This window comes from Bacillus sp. S3, from assembly GCF_005154805.1.
In the GTDB taxonomy this organism is placed as follows: Bacteria; Bacillota; Bacilli; order Bacillales; family Cytobacillaceae; genus Neobacillus.
On the sequence record NZ_CP039727.1, the window covers coordinates 32,501 to 50,495 of the forward strand.

The window sequence follows — 17,995 nt, forward strand, 5'->3', positions numbered from 1 at the left end:
AGTCCAGGTAACACTGGATGGAGGCCCGAACCCACGCACGTTGAAAAGTGCGGGGATGAGGTGTGGGTAGCGGAGAAATTCCAATCGAACTTGGAGATAGCTGGTTCTCTCCGAAATAGCTTTAGGGCTAGCCTCACGTTGTTAGAGTCTTGGAGGTAGAGCACTGTTTGGACTAGGGGCCCTCATCGGGTTACCGAATTCAGACAAACTCCGAATGCCAAAGACTTATCCGTGGGAGTCAGACTGCGAGTGATAAGATCCGTAGTCGAAAGGGAAACAGCCCAGACCACCAGCTAAGGTCCCAAAGTATACGTTAAGTGGAAAAGGATGTGGAGTTGCTTAGACAACCAGGATGTTGGCTTAGAAGCAGCCACCATTTAAAGAGTGCGTAATAGCTCACTGGTCGAGTGACTCTGCGCCGAAAATGTACCGGGGCTAAACGTATCACCGAAGCTGTGGATTGACACCGTTGGTGTCAGTGGTAGGAGAGCGTTCTAAGGGCGTTGAAGCTAGACCGTAAGGACTGGTGGAGCGCTTAGAAGTGAGAATGCCGGTATGAGTAGCGAAAGATGAGTGAGAATCTCATCCACCGTATGCCTAAGGTTTCCTGAGGAAGGCTCGTCCGCTCAGGGTTAGTCGGGACCTAAGCCGAGGCCGAAAGGCGTAGGCGATGGACAACAGGTTGATATTCCTGTACCACCTATGAATCGTTTGAGTGATGGGGGGACGCAGGAGGATAGGGTAAGCGCGCTGTTGGATATGCGCGTCTAAGCAGTTAGGCTGGTGAATAGGAAAATCCGTTCACCGTAAAGGCTGAGCTGTGACAGCGAGGGAAATTTAGTACCGAAGTTCCTGATTCCACACTGCCAAGAAAAGCCTCTAGCGAGATTCAAGGTGCCCGTACCGCAAACCGACACAGGTAGGCGAGGAGAGAATCCTAAGGTGAGCGAGAGAACTCTCGTTAAGGAACTCGGCAAAATGACCCCGTAACTTCGGGAGAAGGGGTGCTCTTTAGGGTTCATAGCCCTGAAGAGCCGCAGTGAATAGGCCCAGGCGACTGTTTAGCAAAAACACAGGTCTCTGCGAAGCCGCAAGGCGAAGTATAGGGGCTGACGCCTGCCCGGTGCTGGAAGGTTAAGAGGAGGGGTTAGCGCAAGCGAAGCTCTGAATCGAAGCCCCAGTAAACGGCGGCCGTAACTATAACGGTCCTAAGGTAGCGAAATTCCTTGTCGGGTAAGTTCCGACCCGCACGAAAGGCGTAACGATCTGGGCACTGTCTCAACGAGAGACTCGGTGAAATTATAGTACCTGTGAAGATGCAGGTTACCCGCGACAGGACGGAAAGACCCCGTGGAGCTTTACTGTAGCCTGATATTGAATTTTGGTACAGCTTGTACAGGATAGGTAGGAGCCTGAGAAGCCGGAGCGCTAGCTTCGGTGGAGGCGTCGGTGGGATACTACCCTGGCTGTATTGAAATTCTAACCCGCACCCCTGATCGGGGTGGGAGACAGTGTCAGGTGGGCAGTTTGACTGGGGCGGTCGCCTCCTAAAGAGTAACGGAGGCGCCCAAAGGTTCCCTCAGAATGGTTGGAAATCATTCGTAGAGTGTAAAGGCACAAGGGAGCTTGACTGCGAGACATACAAGTCGAGCAGGGACGAAAGTCGGGCTTAGTGATCCGGTGGTTCCGCATGGAAGGGCCATCGCTCAACGGATAAAAGCTACCCCGGGGATAACAGGCTTATCTCCCCCAAGAGTCCACATCGACGGGGAGGTTTGGCACCTCGATGTCGGCTCATCGCATCCTGGGGCTGTAGTCGGTCCCAAGGGTTGGGCTGTTCGCCCATTAAAGCGGTACGCGAGCTGGGTTCAGAACGTCGTGAGACAGTTCGGTCCCTATCCGTCGTGGGCGCAGGAAATTTGAGAGGAGCTGTCCTTAGTACGAGAGGACCGGGATGGACGCACCGCTGGTGTACCAGTTGTCTTGCCAAAGGCATCGCTGGGTAGCTATGTGCGGACGGGATAAGTGCTGAAAGCATCTAAGCATGAAGCCCCCCTCAAGATGAGATTTCCCATAGCGTCAAGCTAGTAAGATCCCTGAAAGATGATCAGGTTGATAGGTCAGAGGTGGAAGCGTGGCGACATGTGGAGCTGACTGATACTAATCGATCGAGGACTTAACCATTTTTAAGTGGTTGAACTCGTTTTTACAAAAAACTTCTTCTGCATTATCTAGTTTTGAGGGAATGAAAACCTCAAATAAATAGTCTGGTAACTATGGCGAGAAGGTCACACCCGTTCCCATACCGAACACGGAAGTTAAGCTTCTCAGCGCCGATGGTAGTTGGGGCATGCGCCCCTGTGAGAGTAGGACGTTGCCAGGCACATGAAAAGGACAATCCGAGAGGATTGTTTTTTTGCGTATAGTGAAAAAGTACGAAGAGTTTTTGAAGAAAACAGATATAGACATACACCCAATTGGCGGTTACGACATACTATAATAAAGGATGCCACGGGTGATGAGAATTCAAAAAATTGTATACAAATTGGACATTAAGGACAGAATGGGTGTATGGAGGTGGGAGGATTGAGTTCATTTTTAGCACATAAACACTATTATGTAGAAACATGCGTTATTTGTGAAAATCAAAAATCGAAAGGCATACATCTATACACTTCTTTTATTTGTACTGAATGTGAAAATGATTTAATTCAAACAGATACAAATGATCCAAAATATAAATATTTCCTAAAGCAGCTAAGGAAAATTACAAATCCAGAAATTTTCTCTTAAACAAGTCCTTTATGGGCTTTATTTTTTTGCGGAAATTGGGAAATAGATTGGTTTTTTGTTAAAATAGATAGGACTCTTAAAAGGAAGAAAGAATAGATGAACAATCAACAGAAAAGACCTCTATATGATGCCTTAACACACCATGTAAAGAAGCAGCCAATCTCATTTCACGTCCCAGGACATAAATACGGCTGGATCAATCAGTTAGACCACAGCCACAGACACGACCGCGATCACTTTTTTGATCAGCTATTAAAAATTGATGCAACGGAAATTTCAGGGCTAGATGATCTGCATTCACCTGAAGGGCCAATCTTGGAAGCGGAACTATTGCTGTCTGAGTTATACCACTCGAAGAAGAGCTTTTTCCTTGTGAACGGATCAACGGTGGGCAATCATGCAATGATCATGGCAGTCTGTACAGAAGGGGCGCATGTTCTTGTCCAAAGAAATTGCCATAAGTCTGTGTTACATGCGCTTAGATTAGCGAAAGCATGCCCTGTATTTCTAGATCCGGAATATAATCAGGAATGGAAAGTTGCAGGCGGGGTCAGCCTTGAAACGGTTATGCAGGCGATTCATCTTTATCCAGACGCTAAAGCCATCCTTTTAACCTACCCGACCTATTATGGGTTAACATATAACATACAAGAAATCATTGATTTGTGCCACCTTCATCAAATCCCCGTATTGGTGGATGAGGCTCATGGGGCACATTTTATTGCCGGGGCTCCTTTTCCTGCATCAGCATTGCAATTAGGTGCTGACATCGTTGTGCAATCAGCACATAAGACATTGCCGGCCATGACAATGGGTTCATTTTTACATGTAAATAGTAACCTGGTCAGCTTGGAAAAAGTGAAGGACTATCTTGAAGTATTTCAGTCCAGCAGCCCATCCTACCCGATTATGGCCTCGCTGGACTTAGCGAGGAGTTACTTAGGTACATACGAACAAAGGGATTTAGCTTTTTTACTGGCTGAAATTAAGCACTTTAAAGAGGCGTTAGCCGTGATTCCCGCGATAATTGTGTTAGATTTTCCTGATGGCCATGGTGATGTTTTAAAAATGACGATACAGTCAAGGTGCGGCTTAAGCGGATTTGAACTTCAAAAGAGATTGGAAGAATACAGCATATATACAGAATTAGCAGATCCAAATAATGTTTTATTTATCCTGCCTTTATTAAAGGAAGGACAGCAATATCCATTAGAAGAGACGGTATCGAGAATAAAAATGGCATTCGCCAGCTTACCTGTGATCAAACGGAAGGAAGAGTTTCACATCAATAGTCAAAAAATCACAGAGTTAGCAGTTCCTTTTGAAAAAATGGATAGGTTGACAGTGGATGAGGCTGCAATTGCGGAAGCAGAAGGTCTGGTTTGTGCAGAAACAATCACCCCTTATCCGCCGGGTATACCATTGTTAATAAAGGGAGAAAGGATAACAGCACTAAAACTGAGTCAGCTTCAGCAGCTGGTAGAAACCGGTGCACGCTTTCAAGGTGGCTCCACCATTAAAAATGGGTTAATCAAGACATTTCATACAACGTAAGATTCATAAGTTTCTGGAGGTAGTATGTACATGAGCAGTGGAATTTTTATAACATTCGAGGGGCCGGATGGTGCTGGAAAGACAACCATTATGGAGATGGCGGCGAAGCAATTTCCGGAGGCACTAGTAACTAGGGAACCCGGCGGGATTGATATCGCGGAGCAAATCCGAAAAGTGATTCTGGATAAAGATAACACAGCAATGGACCCTCGAACCGAAGCCCTGCTTTATGCAGCAGCAAGGAGACAGCATTTAATGGAAAAGGTAAAACCGGCATTAAACGCAGGAAGAGTTGTGCTTTGTGACCGGTTTGTCGATAGTTCATTAGCCTATCAGGGGTATGCACGCGGATTAGGAATAGACGAGGTCTTTACGATTAATCAGTTTGCGATTCAGGATTTAATGCCTGAACTGACCATCTACTTTGATATTGAACCGGAGTTGGGACTGAAGCGGATTAATAAAAATAAAGGACGGGAAATTAACCGGCTGGATTTGGAAAATCTCGATTTCCACAAAAAGGTGAGAGAGGGATACTACTTATTAATGGAACGTTTTCCGAATAGAATTGCCCGGATTGATGCTTCAGGACCAGTGGATGAGGTATTCCAAAAAACGATAAAACTAATAGAAGGAAAATTAGCTGAAAAAAGGCCGTAATCGGCCTTTTTTTGTATAATTACCTGTTATAATAAAAGTAGAGTAAACTAGAGTTGGACGAAATAAAGGAGAGGGTGTTCGAATGAAACTCATTATTGCCGTTGTTCAAGACCAGGATAGCAACCGTTTATCGAAAGCATTAGTTGATCATAATTTTAGAGCAACCAAGTTAGCTAGTACAGGTGGATTTTTGAAGTCGGGGAACACCACTTTTATCATAGGTACCGAGGATATTCGGGTTGATAAGGCTCTCCAAATTATTAAGGACAATTGCAAATCGAGAGATCAGCTTGTCGCTCCTGTCTCGCCAATGGGAGGGAATGCCGATTCTTATGTCCCTTACCCGGTAGAGGTTGAAGTAGGCGGCGCAACAGTCTTTGTCCTGCCAATTGAGCAATACCTGCATTTTTAAGAATATAGATAAAAGTGAGTGATTAGCTTGGGAAAAACATGGGATCAACTAGAAGAACTTCAGCCAACGGTGTTGAAAATGTTAAAAAACAGCTTGGTGAAAAATCGAGTGGCCCATGCGTACCTTTTTGAAGGCATGAGAGGGACAGGAAAAAAGGAAGTAGGGTTATTACTAACGAAGGCCCTTTTTTGCGAGTCGGTAGTAGATGGCTATAAACCTTGCGAAGCATGTAATAATTGCCGGCGGATCAATCATGGCAACCACCCTGACGTCCATATTGTCGAGCCGGATGGCTTGTCGATTAAAGTAGATCAGATTAGAAGCCTGCAAGCAGAGTTTTCAAAAAAGGGAGTTGAATCCCTGAAAAAGGTATACCTGATTTCTCATGCCGATAAAATGAGCAATAGTGCCTCGAATAGTTTGCTAAAGTTTCTTGAGGAACCAAGCCCGGGAACAGTCGCATTTCTATTAACAGAGCAGCTGCAGCAAATACTGCCAACCATCCTTTCTAGATGCCAAGTATTGGCATTCCATCCATTGGCACCGCAAATGATGAGGAAACAGCTTATTGAAAATGGCGTGGAATCAGTAAAGGCACCGCTCCTTGCGCAGTTAACCAACAATTTGGATGAAGCCCTTACATTAAATGTCGATGAATGGTTTGCACAAGCCCAAAAAATAGTGGTAAAATTATATGAGGTGTTGAAAAAAAATCCGCTTGAAGTGATGGTAACGCTTCAGGAAGAATGGTTTTTACACTTCAAAGAAAAAGAACAGATTCAACGTGGTTTAGATCTTTTACTTCTTATTTTTAAGGATTTACTTTATATACAACTAGATAAAGAGGAGCAAATTGTTTTCAGAGCAGAAAGTGAACGGTTAAAGCAATTTGCCCTTCAAACATCTGGACGGCGCTTATCGGATCAAATGGCAGCGATACTTGATGCTAAAAGGAAGCTGCAGGCAAATATGAATCCTCAGCTGATGATGGAACAGCTTGTGTTAAAATTGCAGGAGGGATCTTCATTTGTATGATGTTGTAGGAGTACGCTTTAAAAAGGCGGGAAAAATTTATTATTTTGATCCTGGAGACCTCTCAATCCAAAAGGATGACTTTGTCATTGTCGAAACGGTCCGCGGCGTCGAATACGGCAGGGCGGTTGTTGCCCGAAAACAGGTTGAGGAGCACGATGTCGTCCTTCCATTAAAAAAAGTCGTCAGAATTGCCGACCAGAAGGATCGCATGATTGTTGAGGAAAATAGACAGGAAGCTAAAGAGGCTTACGAAGTTTGTAATGCTAAGGTGAATGAGCATCAGTTGGATATGAAACTGGTTGATGTTGAATATACATTTGATCGAAACAAGGTCATCTTCTACTTTACCGCTGATGGAAGAGTCGATTTTCGTGAGCTGGTAAAAGATTTAGCAGCCATTTTTCGGACACGCATTGAATTACGCCAGATTGGCGTCCGTGATGAAGCAAAGATGCTTGGCGGAATTGGACCGTGCGGCCGAATGCTGTGCTGCTCAACCTTTTTAGGTGATTTTGATCCGGTATCCATCAAAATGGCAAAGGACCAAAACCTTTCCTTAAATCCAACCAAGATATCCGGTTTATGCGGCAGACTGATGTGCTGTCTAAAATATGAAAATGATGAATATGAATCTGCTAAAGAAGCTCTGCCGGATTTAGGAGAAATCATTGAAACACCGCAGGGTAAAGGGAAAGTAGTAGGTCTGAATATATTAGAGCGGGTACTTCAGGTAGAACTTAAGGAACAAGAACGGGTTCTGGAGTATACTTTGGAAGAAATCATTAAAGAAGGTGCCTTTTCTATACAATCCACTGATTAAGAGGTGTGCGCCGTGGATAAAAGAGAAATATTTGAATCAGTAAGTAATATGGAAACACAAATTGGCCATCTTTACCAGCAGCTGGGGGAATTGAAGCAGCATTTAGCCGAAATACTAGAAGAGAATCATTATTTAAAGCTTGAAAATGAACATCTGAGACGCCGTTTAGATGTAACGATGGAAGAAGAAAAGAAGGATATCGGGAATAAAAGGGTTGTCCCAGAAGGCCAGGCTGTATCTTCTGGAGGAAAGACCTTTGATGTTGGCGAAGGATACGATAACCTCGCCCGTCTTTACCAAGAAGGCTTTCATATTTGCAACCTGCATTTTGGCAGTTTACGGAAAGAAGGAGATTGTTTATTCTGCCTCTCCTTTCTTAATAAGAAATAACCTAAAGAGGCTGACAACATCAGCCTCTATTTTCTTACATTTTTAGATTGGGATGGTTTTAATGGTCAACTTAAAAGAAGACGAACGGCTGGATTATTTGTTGGCGGAGAACTTAAGGATTATTCAAAGTCCGACTGTTTTTTCCTTTTCGCTCGATGCTGTATTGCTGGCGCGATTTGTTTATATGCCGATCCAAAAAGGAAACATAATTGACCTCTGCAGCGGAAATGGGGTGATCCCCTTATTTTTAAGTGCCCGCACAAAAGGGACGATTTCAGGTGTAGAAATTCAAGAGCGTTTATATGATATGGCCATCAGAAGTATTGAATATAATGGTCTTCAGGATCGATTACATATGATTCATGGTGACATCAAAGATATGCCCAAACAATTAGGCTTTGGTAAATTTGATGTAGTTACCTGTAATCCACCATATTTTACGACCCCATCAAGGGAAGAAATAAATCCAAATGAGCACTTGGCTATTGCCCGCCACGAGATACTCTGCACACTGGAGGATGCGATAAAAGCTTCAAGTCAGTTAGTAAGACAGGGAGGGAAAGTGGCCTTTGTTCACCGTCCAGGCCGTCTTTTAGATATTATTACGCTGATGCGGCAGTATCGGCTTGAACCAAAGCGAATTCAGTTTATCTACCCGAAACGGGGGAAGGAAGCCAATACAATTTTAGTTGAAGCGATCAAAGATGGCAGTCCTGATTTAAAAATTTTGCCGCCGCTTATTGTTTATAATGAGGCAGACGAGTACACACCTGAAATCAGAGAGATTTTATATGGAGAATAGCTGTCATTATTTTTATGTTTTAACATGCAGGGATGGCAGTCTGTACGGTGGTTATTCTACTAACCTGGAACGGCGGATTAGACAGCATAATGAAGGAAAAGGGGCTAAATACACAAGGGGCAGGGGACCGGTGGAACTGACCTATTATAAAGGGTATGCTGAGAAAAGCGATGCTCTAAAAGCAGAATACCAATTTAAACAATTACCAAGAAAAAAAAAGCTTGAGTTTTTAAGAAATAATAAAAATGAGCATTTGAACTTTGATAACTGTCTAGCTCCAGCGCCCAGCGACTAGTGAACTTCACGCTCCTCCCTGCGATAAGTCAACATCGGATCGCTTTCGCTCTCCGTGTTTCCTTTATCTCAGTCGTAGCGCTCCAGTTCATACGTCGCTAAACGGGCGCTTTCGCTTTAATAATTTGAAACGGGTGATGATGATGATGTGGCAGCAGAAAAGCTTTGAGAATGAAGAAAAGAAAGGGATTCTTTATCTCGTTCCGACTCCGATTGGCAACCTGGAGGATATGAGCTTTCGGGCAATTAGAATCTTAAAAGAGGCAGATGTCATTGCTGCTGAAGATACGAGAAATACAAAAAAGTTGTGTCATTATTTTGAAATAGAAACACCCATTGTCAGCTATCACGAGCATAATAAAGAAACAAGCGGTGAGAAACTGATTCAGAAGGTAAAGGATGGCTTAAAGGTTGCGCTTGTTAGCGACGCAGGAATGCCAGCGATTTCTGACCCAGGCTATGAGCTTGTCACAGCAGCTATTAGCGAAAAGGCACCGGTTGTTCCCTTACCGGGAGCGAATGCAGCACTGACATCATTAATTGCCTCGGGGTTACCTTGCCAGCCGTTTTATTTCTATGGATTTTTGCATCGAAACAAGAAAGACAAGCGGGCTGAATTAGAGGAGTTGAAAAAACAATCCGCGACGCTAATCTTTTATGAATCACCGCATCGCTTAAAGGAAACCTTAGCCATCATGCTCGATGTCCTTGGAAACAGAAATATAGCCCTTTGCAGAGAGTTAACCAAAAAGTATGAAGAATTTATTCGAGGCACACTTGAGGATGCAATTAAATGGGCGCACCAAGATGAAATCCGCGGGGAATTTTGCATCGTTGTGGAAGGGACGGATGTAGTACAGGAAGAGGTGACAAGCTGGTGGCAGCCATTATCGCTTGATGAACATATTCAACACTATATATCAGTAAAAAGTATGACTTCGAAGGAAGCCATTAAACAAACAGCAAAAGACCGCGGGCTTAATAAACGTGATGTATATCAGGCTTACCATGTTGAGAAATAAAAAAGCGAAAGCGCCCTGGTCAGCGGCGTATGGCCTCCTCGAAAAAGCTAACGCTTTTTCTTCGTGCGATGCCTATGCTGCCGAAGCTTTCCTTGTGGAGCGCTCCAACTGAGATAAAGGAAACACGGTGAGCGGAGCGAAACGATGTTGACTTATCGTAGGGCGGAGCGTGAAGGACACTAGCCGCTAGGGCGCTGGAGCTGGACATTTCTCAAAGTCGCATTTATTAATTCTTTTAAAATAAAAAAAGCTCCGACACATTTTGTGCCGGAGTTTTATATTACTTCGCTACTTCAAAGTTTTTTTGAATTTCTTGGATCAATAATTCTGCACCTTCACGGCTTAGGATTAATTTTCCGCCAGCAAGAGCCATATTATCATCAGAGACTTCACCAGTTACTTGGCAAGTCATGTTTGGCTTATATTTTTTTAAGATGATGCGCTCATCATCCACATAGATTTCTAGAGCATCCTTCTCTGCAATACCAAGTGTACGTCTTAATTCAATCGGAATAACCACACGACCTAATTCATCAACCTTACGAACAATACCTGTAGATTTCATATAATAATCTCCTCTCGTTTTTTACGCATATTCTATCTATTTTTTATTCGTCATTATTCGACAAATTTCTAATAAATTCATAATACCAGTACTTCCCATATTCGTCAATTCTTTTATTTTGAAAAATAAAAGAAAAATTTTACCATCGGCCTTGTATATTGATGTGATTGGGTTTACCCTAATATTGGGTCGATTAAACTATGAAAATAATACTATTGTAGTGTAAACTCTCAACAGTAAGGGTGTAAATGCTAATTCGACAAAATTCTACATATATCAACCTTACCGCTCATAAGTTTCGAGGGTACTTGCTTCTTTATGGGTGTATAAGGTAAAAAATTTAAATAACTGGAAGTCTATGAATGGCACTTTCTTGCACAAAAGTTGATTTTTCGGTATATTTTGATGATAGAAGCAGTAAAAAGAGGCAATAATGATTGAATGGGCTTGCGATAGCCTGCCTATTGGAGGGAAAAGAAATGGCGGAAAAAGAGACGTTTTATTTAACCACACCGATTTACTATCCAAGTGGAAATTTACATATTGGTCATGCCTATACCACTGTTGCTGGTGATGCAATGGCTCGTTATAAGCGGATGCTAGGGTTTGATGTCATGTATTTAACTGGAACGGATGAGCATGGGCAAAAAATCCAGCGGAAAGCGGAAGAAGCTGGGATCACGCCGCAGCAGTATGTAGACGGAATTGTAAGTGGAATCAAAGATCTATGGAATAAACTTGATATTTCGTATGATGATTTTATTCGGACAACCGATGAGAGACATAAACTAATTGTCGAAAGTATTTTTGCAAAATTGCTCGAGCAGGGGGATATTTACCTTGATCAGTATGAAGGTTGGTACTGTACTCCTTGTGAATCATTCTTTACGGATCGACAGTTAGTGGATGGGAAGTGTCCTGATTGTGGCCGTCCGGTTGAGAAAGTAAAGGAAGAATCCTACTTTTTTAGAATGAGTAAGTATGTTGACCGCCTTTTACAATACTACGAGGAAAATCCTGATTTTATCCAGCCAGAATCCCGCAAAAATGAAATGATTAATAACTTTATTAAGCCTGGCCTGGAGGATTTAGCGGTATCTAGAACAACCTTTGATTGGGGAATTAAGGTCCCTGGAGATCCGAAGCATGTTATCTATGTCTGGATTGACGCGCTTTCGAATTATATTACGGCCCTAGGATATGGAACTAGTCTAAATGAGAAATACGAAAAGTACTGGCCGGCAGATGTGCACCTTGTGGGAAAGGAAATTGTCCGCTTCCACACGATTTATTGGCCAATTATGTTAATGGCCCTGGATGTACCGCTTCCTAAAAAGGTGTTTGCTCATGGATGGCTGTTGATGAAGGACGGAAAAATGTCCAAGTCAAAAGGAAATGTCGTGGATCCAGTAACATTAATCGACCGCTATGGCCTCGATGCCCTGCGCTATTATTTATTGAGGGAAGTGCCATTTGGAGCAGATGGCGTATTTACACCAGAAGGTTTTGTCGAAAGAATAAATTTTGACTTAGCGAACGATCTTGGAAACCTGTTAAACCGAACGGTTGCAATGATTGATAAATACTTTGATGGTGTGATTCCTGATTATGACGGTTCTGTTGGTGAATTTGATGCGTCATTGCTTCAGGTTAATCGGGAAACGGTTGCCAAATACGAAGAAGCAATGGAGAAAATGGAATTTTCAGTGGCGCTCACTTCCATTTGGCAATTAGTCAGCCGGACAAATAAATATATTGATGAAACACAGCCATGGGCATTAGCTAAAAATGAAGAGAGTAAAGGGGAACTGGCAAGTGTCATGGTTCACTTAGCTGAATCATTGCGCCGCATTGCTATTCTTCTGCAGCCGTTTTTAACGCGTACACCTAAGGGGATTTTCACACAATTGGGTATTCAGAATCAAACTCTCCATACTTGGGATAGCCTTGAAAACTTTGGTCTAATTCCAAGTGGAACAAAGGTGGAGAAGGATGCACCACTATTCCCAAGGCTTGAAATTGCTGAAGAAGTGGAATTTATCAAGACCAAAATGCAAGGTACTACGCCTGCTCCTGAGGAAAAGGAAATCGAAGTGCCGGAAAAACTGGCTGAAATCGCAATCGACGACTTTATGAAAATTGATTTGCGGGTAGCCCAGGTGATTCAAGCAGAGCCAGTGAAAAAGACAGATAAATTGTTAAAACTTCAACTTGATCTTGGTTACGAAAAGCGTCAAGTCGTTTCGGGAATTGCGGAGTACTACAAGCCGGAAGAATTAGTCGGTCGAAAGGTCATTTGTATCACAAACCTAAAGCCAGTTAAACTGCGCGGTGAATTATCACAAGGAATGATCCTTGCCGGATCAAAAGACGGCCAGCTTTCACTTGCAACTGTTGATCAATCACTACCGAATGGTTCGAAGGTAAAATAATCATAAAAAGGGGAATGTTCCACGTGAAACAAAAAACGGGGCATTCTTCTTTTTTTTGACATTGGCAGGCAGGAAGTGCACAATTTAGAGAAAAAAGAGAAAAGAGGGTTTGATTTTATTATGCTGTTCGACACACATGCACATTTGAATGACAGTCAATATAATGAGGACTTAGAGGACGTTATTAATAGAGCGCAAAATGAGGGAGTCACTAATATGGTCGTCGTCGGATTTGATCGCCCGACCATTCAAAGAGCGATGGAGCTGGCCGAAACCTATGAATTTATATATGCCTGTGTTGGCTGGCATCCCGTTGATGCGATTGACATGACTGATGAAGATTTAGTGTGGATTGAAGAATTAGCCTCACACCCAAAGGTCGTTGCCATTGGTGAAATGGGCCTGGATTATCATTGGGACAAGTCACCCAAGGAAATTCAAAAGGAGGTTTTTCGCAAACAAATTAAGCTGGCGAAAAAAGTGAAGCTGCCAATCGTCATTCACAATCGTGAGGCAACAGCCGATATTGTGGAAATTTTAAAGGAGGAAGGGGCAGAGGAAGTAGGAGGCATAATGCACTGCTTTAGCGGCAGCCCTGAAGTTGCAAAAGAGTGTGTGAAAATGAACTTCTATATATCCCTTGGCGGTCCGGTAACCTTTAAAAATGCAAAGAAGCCGAAAGAGGTCGCGGCTGAAATCCCATTAGAGAAATTACTGATCGAAACGGATTGTCCCTATTTAGCCCCGCACCCATACCGCGGAAAACGAAATGAGCCAAGTTATGTAAAGCTGGTAGCCGAAGAAATTGCCGAAATAAAAGGGTTGACATTTGCAGAAGTAGCTGAGGCAACGACACGAAATGCTAAAAAATGTTTCGCCATAAAATGATAGGGTAATTTGTCGAAAGTACAAGAAGCTTGTCCAAATTTTTTCGAAAAACAAAAAGTTCTACATGTCTCCTTTTCAACATAGGATAACCGTGTCGAGAAGTTTTTCTTTGCAAAATTTCCAGCTTTGTGCATAATTAGAAATACCTTCACAGGAAATGCAAGGAATGACAGCCGGCAGCATGGTACTTAAATATCTCTCCGAGAAAAGGAGGCGTTTTTCATCGTATTCAAACACATGAAAAACCTGATTCCTGAGTCTTTGAGCAGGAGGACATTGACCATTGCTTTTGCTAGTTTCGTAGTTTTGCTAACAACTCTTGGCATTCTTTTTTTTGAAGGATCGAAGAATACTGTTGCAATAACACTGAATGGCAAACCAGAGGTTGTAAAGACACATGCAGATACCGTCAAAGAATTATTTGATGAACTGGATGTCCCTCTCAGCTCACATGACTACTTGTCTCCAAAGGCTACTACGAGGCTGAAAGACCAACTTAAAGTCGATTGGAAACAGGCAAACCAGGTTCACATTGTTAAAGACAGCGAGAAGAAAACGGTCTGGACTACAGCCGGAACTGTAGCAGGGCTCTTAAAGGAGCAGAACATTGATTTAAAAGAACAGGATCAAATTTCACCAAGACCACAAACGGCAATAAAAAATAAGATGAATATTGATATAAAGATCGCGTTTCATCTTACATATGTGGACGGCGGTAAGGAGCAGCAAGCTTGGTCCACTTCGGCTACGGTCGCTGACTTTTTAACACAACAGGGCATCACATTAAATGAATTAGACCGAGTTGAACCTGCATTAACAGAAACCATCTCAGAGAATGGGGTTGTTAACGTCATTCGCGTAGAAAAAGTCACCGATGTAGTGGAAGAACCAGTCCAATTTGCCGTGGTAACAAAAAAGGATGAAAGTTTGGAAAAGGGAAAAGAAAAAATTATCACGCCAGGAAAGCACGGCCGGGTGTCAAAACAATATGAAGTAGTGCTCGAAAATGGCAAAGAAGTTTCAAGGAAGTTGATGAATGAGCAGAGCGTCGCCATGAAGCGCGATCAAGTTGTGGCGGTCGGAACGAAGGAATTAACCATGCAGGTTTCCCGTGGTGCAGCTGAAACAGGAACAGAGTTTTATGTCACTGCAACGGCCTATACTGCCTATTGTAACGGCTGTTCCGGGCTTACTGCCACTGGTCTTAATCTTCGTGCTAATCCAAACATGAAAGTGATTGCGGTTGACCCGAGAATCATTCCGCTTGGAACAAAAGTATATGTTGAAGGCTATGGTTATGCGGTTGCCGCTGACACTGGCGGAGCAATTAAAGGGTATATCATTGATTTATTAATGCCAACGAAAGCGGAGGCGTACCGCTGGGGGCGGAAAAAGGTAAAGATAAAGATATTGCAATAATCTACTCTATGCAGGGGAAACTTTCCTCTGCATTTTGCTTTTTCCGGGATTTTCTTTATACTTACATCGAACTAACATTTGCTTGTTTCTTTATGTTACATTATATGAACGGGTTTAATAATATAGACGATGGACATTACAAAAATGTTTCAATTATTTTTCAAATTTTTATTTTTTATTACGGAGGCTTATACTTTTAACATGAAGATAAAAGAAATTATTGTCGTGGAAGGAAGAGATGATACGACAGCGATTAAACGGTCAGTTGACGCAGATACCATTGAAACGAACGGCTCTGCCGTGAATCAAACTACCATTGAAAAGGTTTGGCGCGCCCAAGAAACACGAGGAGTCATTATTTTTACTGATCCGGACTTCCCTGGTGAAAAAATTAGAAAGACGATTGCGGCTGCCGTACCCGGCTGTAAGCATGCTTTTTTAACAAAGGAAGCGGCGATTGCGAAAAACGGCAAAGGTCTTGGCGTGGAACATGCCAGTCCTGATGCCATTAGAGAAGCATTGAAGGATGCCCAAATCATGCATGAAACGATTTTAGAGGAAATAACCCAAGAGGACTTACTTACAGCCGGCCTCATCGGCGGCGAGGGTGCAAAGGACCGGAGAATTTTGCTTGGCAAGCTTTTAAAAATTGGTTATACAAACGGAAAGCAGCTGCACAAGCGCTTAATGATGTTCCAAATCAGCAAAAAGGAATTTGCTGAAGCCATAAGTGTTGTTCGTCAGGAGGAACTAAAATGAATAAAGATATCGCGACCCCTATAAGAACGAGAGCCATTCTCGAAAAATATGGTTTTTCCTTTAAGAAAAGCCTTGGCCAAAACTTCTTAATTGATACAAATATTTTAAAAAAGATTGTCAGTTTTGCTGATTTGACAGAGAATTCAGGGGCCATCGAGATTGGCCCGGGGATTGGCGCCTTAACCGAGCAGCTGGCACGCAGCAGTAAAAAGACGGTTGCTTTTGAGATCGATCAACGTTTATTACCGATCTTGCAGGATACGTTGTCGCCATATGAAAATGTAAAAATTATTCACAAGGATGTATTAGAGGCCGACGTTCACGCGGTGATGACGGAGGAATTTGCCGGCATCGATGATATCATGGTTGTTGCAAATTTACCTTATTATGTCACAACCCCGATTATTATGAAATTGCTCGAGGAACAGCTGCCGATTCGCGGAATTGTATGTATGCTTCAAAAAGAGGTTGCTGACCGTATTTCTGCTAAGCCTGGTACAAAGGACTATGGTTCACTTTCCATTGCCGTACAATACTACACAGAAGCCGAGACCGTGATGATTGTTCCTAAGACCGTCTTTGTCCCGCAACCGAATGTCGATTCCGCTGTCATCAGACTCACAAGGCGGGAGCAGCCGGCAGTTGCGGTAAAAGATGAAGCATTCTTTTTCCAAGTAACCAAGGCAAGCTTTGCCCAAAGAAGAAAAACATTACTCAATAACTTAACAAGTGGGCTTCTGGAAGGGAAACAAAAGAAAGAGGAGATCCTCGCCGCACTGCAAGCGAGCAGTATTGAACCTTCCAGAAGAGGCGAAACCCTTTCTTTAGAGGAATTTGGCCGGTTAGCGGATGAACTTCACCCTCATTTCCATTAGACCTTTTTTAAGGTCTATTTTTTTTTGCCAAGTTTAACAAAACGTTCATTTCTTGTGGCTGCTAGGCCTCTTTTTTTTTATAAAATGGACTTGTGGTCTTGAATATAAGAAGGGTTGTGGCATATGGCATACAAATCACGTCCTGTACCGAAGAAGCTAATGATTTTGAGATTGCTTAACACCCATTTGACCTTGTCTGAAAATGATAAACAGTACTATTACAATTTGAAAAAGGGCTATGAAGGAGAGCTGAAATTTGACTCCTTAACGGAAAAGCTTCAATGTCAATGTTATATTTTAAATGATTTGTTGTTTAAGGTTAACAACACTCTATTTCAAATTGACACTCTCATCATTTTTTCAGGAAGAATTCATTTCTCAGATGTTAAAAATTTTGAAGGCGATTATTTTCTCGAATCAGAGCGATTGTATAAGAAGCCGGAGACAGAGTACACAAATCCGCTACTACAACTGACTCGAAGTAAATCCTTGCTCCGCCAATTACTCCAAAGTATCGGGTTTCATTTCCCGGTTGACGCCAATGTAGTATTTATTAATCCCGAGTTCACCCTATACCAGGCCCCCCTCAACATACCGTTTATTTTTCCAACACAGGTAAACAGCTATTTAAAATATTTAGATGCGACACCGTCGAAACTGGGAGTTAAAGAAAAAGAACTGGCTGACAAATTAATTTCACTCCATAGGGAAGAGGACGCGTATAAACACCTGCCTCCTTATAAGTACGGCCAATTTCGAAAAGGAATGACTTGCGAAAAGTGTAATTGTTTTGCCATTTCAGTCTGTGGGCAGAAATGTGTGTGCGGTGATTGTGGACATGAAGAAAAGGTGACCGCCGCGGTTTTCCGAAGTGTGAAGGAGCTGCAGCTTCTTTTTCCAGATATGAAGATTACGGCGAATGTGGTACATGATTGGTGTAGGGTGGTGACATTAAAAAAGACAATTAGAAGGATTTTGGAGGATAATTTTAATAGAAAAGGGGTTCGCCAATGGACTTATTACGAATGAAATCCTATGTGAAAGACTTTTTAAAGGGAATCGTGAAAGGAAAAGTCCGTCATAAGAGTAATGAAGGACTTTTTAGAGGGAATCATGAGACGAAAAGTCCATCATAAGAGCGATGAAGGACCTTTCAGCAGAAATCAGAGGCAAAAAGCCCAGTATAGTTATGTTCCCAGGAGTTCGTATCAGATTAGCACGCTTCCCCCCCCAAACTACAATTACGCCTCACGAACCACTGCCACTCGATGAGTT

18 protein-coding genes and 2 rRNA genes (1 of these 20 only partly in view) are annotated in these 17,995 nt (G+C 42.7%); 19 read left to right on the plus strand and 1 reads right to left on the minus strand.

All coding sequences use genetic code 11. The annotated features are described in order from the left end of the window. The 12 genes from FAY30_RS00160 to rsmI all read left to right on the plus strand — a co-directional run. Window positions 1-2,184 (plus strand): 23S ribosomal RNA (locus FAY30_RS00160) (it extends 752 nt beyond the left edge of the window). A gap of 82 nt (window positions 2,185-2,266) precedes the next feature. Beyond that, window positions 2,267-2,383: ribosomal RNA gene (gene rrf, locus FAY30_RS00165) — 5S ribosomal RNA — on the plus strand. 188 nt (window positions 2,384-2,571) lie between these two features. Further along, window positions 2,572-2,793 carry a sigma factor G inhibitor Gin gene (locus FAY30_RS00170; RefSeq protein WP_149868027.1) on the plus strand — a complete coding sequence of 74 codons (222 nt, stop codon included), beginning with the start codon at window positions 2,572-2,574 and terminating at the stop codon, window positions 2,791-2,793. A gap of 96 nt (window positions 2,794-2,889) precedes the next feature. Further along, a complete protein-coding gene (locus FAY30_RS00175; RefSeq protein WP_149868028.1) occupies window positions 2,890-4,347 on the plus strand; it encodes an aminotransferase class I/II-fold pyridoxal phosphate-dependent enzyme in 1,458 nt (485 codons plus the stop codon). Window positions 4,348-4,377: 30 nt separating this feature from the next. Beyond that, entirely contained in the window at window positions 4,378-5,007 is a 630-nt protein-coding gene (gene tmk, locus FAY30_RS00180) for a dTMP kinase (protein ID WP_149868029.1), read from the plus strand. Window positions 5,008-5,089: 82 nt separating this feature from the next. After that, on the plus strand, window positions 5,090-5,419 hold the full coding sequence (locus FAY30_RS00185; RefSeq protein ID WP_149868030.1) for a cyclic di-AMP receptor DarA: 330 nt from the start codon (window positions 5,090-5,092) through the stop codon (window positions 5,417-5,419). A gap of 27 nt (window positions 5,420-5,446) precedes the next feature. Beyond that, window positions 5,447-6,454, plus strand: coding sequence for a DNA polymerase III subunit delta' (gene holB / locus FAY30_RS00190; protein ID WP_149868031.1), 1,008 nt, complete (start codon window positions 5,447-5,449; stop codon window positions 6,452-6,454). Continuing rightward, on the plus strand, window positions 6,447-7,274 hold the full coding sequence (locus FAY30_RS00195; protein WP_149868032.1) for a PSP1 domain-containing protein: 828 nt from the start codon (window positions 6,447-6,449) through the stop codon (window positions 7,272-7,274). The genes holB and FAY30_RS00195 overlap by 8 nt, the downstream gene beginning before the upstream one ends. Window positions 7,275-7,286: 12 nt before the next feature. Beyond that, window positions 7,287-7,664, plus strand: a complete 378-nt coding sequence (gene yabA / locus FAY30_RS00200) for a DNA replication initiation control protein YabA (protein WP_149868033.1) — start codon at window positions 7,287-7,289, stop codon at window positions 7,662-7,664. A gap of 61 nt (window positions 7,665-7,725) precedes the next feature. Then, complete coding sequence (locus tag FAY30_RS00205) at window positions 7,726-8,466, plus strand: tRNA1(Val) (adenine(37)-N6)-methyltransferase (RefSeq protein ID WP_149868034.1); 741 nt, start codon at window positions 7,726-7,728, stop codon at window positions 8,464-8,466. Beyond that, entirely contained in the window at window positions 8,456-8,761 is a 306-nt protein-coding gene (locus FAY30_RS00210) for a GIY-YIG nuclease family protein (RefSeq protein ID WP_149868035.1), read from the plus strand. Before FAY30_RS00205 ends, FAY30_RS00210 begins: the two co-directional genes overlap by 11 nt. 145 nt (window positions 8,762-8,906) lie before the next feature. Beyond that, a complete protein-coding gene (gene rsmI, locus FAY30_RS00215; RefSeq protein WP_149872541.1) occupies window positions 8,907-9,782 on the plus strand; it encodes a 16S rRNA (cytidine(1402)-2'-O)-methyltransferase in 876 nt (291 codons plus the stop codon). A 280-nt stretch (window positions 9,783-10,062) separates the two neighbouring features. Here rsmI and FAY30_RS00220 read toward each other — a convergent pair whose 3' ends face one another. Next, on the minus strand, window positions 10,063-10,347 hold the full coding sequence (locus FAY30_RS00220; protein WP_149868036.1) for a transition state genes transcriptional regulator AbrB: 285 nt from the start codon (window positions 10,345-10,347) through the stop codon (window positions 10,063-10,065). 479 nt (window positions 10,348-10,826) lie between these two features. On the opposite strand from FAY30_RS00220, the gene metG reads away from it, so the two are divergent. The 7 genes from metG (at window position 10,827) to FAY30_RS27750 (ending at window position 17,856) form a co-directional block, all read left to right on the plus strand. Further along, a complete protein-coding gene (gene metG, locus FAY30_RS00225; protein WP_149868037.1) occupies window positions 10,827-12,779 on the plus strand; it encodes a methionine--tRNA ligase in 1,953 nt (650 codons plus the stop codon). Window positions 12,780-12,899: 120 nt separating this feature from the next. Continuing rightward, window positions 12,900-13,667: a TatD family hydrolase gene (locus FAY30_RS00230; RefSeq protein ID WP_149872542.1), complete on the plus strand. Its 768-nt coding sequence runs from the start codon at window positions 12,900-12,902 to the stop codon at window positions 13,665-13,667. Between the two features lie 237 nt (window positions 13,668-13,904). Beyond that, window positions 13,905-15,086, plus strand: coding sequence for a G5 and 3D domain-containing protein (locus tag FAY30_RS00235; protein ID WP_149868038.1), 1,182 nt, complete (start codon window positions 13,905-13,907; stop codon window positions 15,084-15,086). Between the two features lie 201 nt (window positions 15,087-15,287). After that, window positions 15,288-15,845 (plus strand): ribonuclease M5, encoded by a 558-nt coding sequence (rnmV, locus tag FAY30_RS00240; RefSeq protein WP_149868039.1) that lies wholly within the window; start codon window positions 15,288-15,290, stop codon window positions 15,843-15,845. After that, window positions 15,842-16,720, plus strand: coding sequence for a 16S rRNA (adenine(1518)-N(6)/adenine(1519)-N(6))-dimethyltransferase RsmA (gene rsmA / locus FAY30_RS00245; protein ID WP_149868040.1), 879 nt, complete (start codon window positions 15,842-15,844; stop codon window positions 16,718-16,720). Before rnmV ends, rsmA begins: the two co-directional genes overlap by 4 nt. Before the next feature lie 123 nt (window positions 16,721-16,843). Beyond that, window positions 16,844-17,749 carry a nuclease-related domain-containing protein gene (locus FAY30_RS00250; RefSeq protein ID WP_149868041.1) on the plus strand — a complete coding sequence of 302 codons (906 nt, stop codon included), beginning with the start codon at window positions 16,844-16,846 and terminating at the stop codon, window positions 17,747-17,749. Continuing rightward, the gene (locus FAY30_RS27750) at window positions 17,731-17,856 is read left to right on the plus strand and encodes a hypothetical protein (RefSeq protein WP_263315264.1); all 126 of its coding nucleotides are present in this window, start codon (window positions 17,731-17,733) and stop codon (window positions 17,854-17,856) included. Before FAY30_RS00250 ends, FAY30_RS27750 begins: the two co-directional genes overlap by 19 nt. Window positions 17,857-17,995 lie beyond the last annotated feature (139 nt).

What these genes read in the sequence shown, in the direction of transcription:
- FAY30_RS00170 (WP_149868027.1), top strand. Translation starts at nt 2,572, where the DNA reads ATGGAGGTGGGAGGATTGAGTTCATTTTTAGCACATAAACACTATTAT.
- FAY30_RS00175 (WP_149868028.1), top strand. Translation starts at nt 2,890, where the DNA reads ATGAACAATCAACAGAAAAGACCTCTATATGATGCCTTAACACACCAT.
- tmk (WP_149868029.1), top strand. Translation starts at nt 4,378, where the DNA reads ATGAGCAGTGGAATTTTTATAACATTCGAGGGGCCGGATGGTGCTGGA.
- FAY30_RS00185 (WP_149868030.1), top strand. Translation starts at nt 5,090, where the DNA reads ATGAAACTCATTATTGCCGTTGTTCAAGACCAGGATAGCAACCGTTTA.
- FAY30_RS00205 (WP_149868034.1), top strand. Translation starts at nt 7,726, where the DNA reads ATGGTCAACTTAAAAGAAGACGAACGGCTGGATTATTTGTTGGCGGAG.
- FAY30_RS00210 (WP_149868035.1), top strand. Translation starts at nt 8,456, where the DNA reads ATGGAGAATAGCTGTCATTATTTTTATGTTTTAACATGCAGGGATGGC.
- rsmI (WP_149872541.1), top strand. Translation starts at nt 8,907, where the DNA reads ATGTGGCAGCAGAAAAGCTTTGAGAATGAAGAAAAGAAAGGGATTCTT.
- FAY30_RS00220 (WP_149868036.1), bottom strand. Translation starts at nt 10,347, where the DNA reads ATGAAATCTACAGGTATTGTTCGTAAGGTTGATGAATTAGGTCGTGTG.
- metG (WP_149868037.1), top strand. Translation starts at nt 10,827, where the DNA reads ATGGCGGAAAAAGAGACGTTTTATTTAACCACACCGATTTACTATCCA.
- FAY30_RS00230 (WP_149872542.1), top strand. Translation starts at nt 12,900, where the DNA reads ATGCTGTTCGACACACATGCACATTTGAATGACAGTCAATATAATGAG.
- FAY30_RS00235 (WP_149868038.1), top strand. Translation starts at nt 13,905, where the DNA reads ATGAAAAACCTGATTCCTGAGTCTTTGAGCAGGAGGACATTGACCATT.
- rnmV (WP_149868039.1), top strand. Translation starts at nt 15,288, where the DNA reads ATGAAGATAAAAGAAATTATTGTCGTGGAAGGAAGAGATGATACGACA.
- rsmA (WP_149868040.1), top strand. Translation starts at nt 15,842, where the DNA reads ATGAATAAAGATATCGCGACCCCTATAAGAACGAGAGCCATTCTCGAA.
- FAY30_RS00250 (WP_149868041.1), top strand. Translation starts at nt 16,844, where the DNA reads ATGGCATACAAATCACGTCCTGTACCGAAGAAGCTAATGATTTTGAGA.
- FAY30_RS27750 (WP_263315264.1), top strand. Translation starts at nt 17,731, where the DNA reads ATGGACTTATTACGAATGAAATCCTATGTGAAAGACTTTTTAAAGGGA.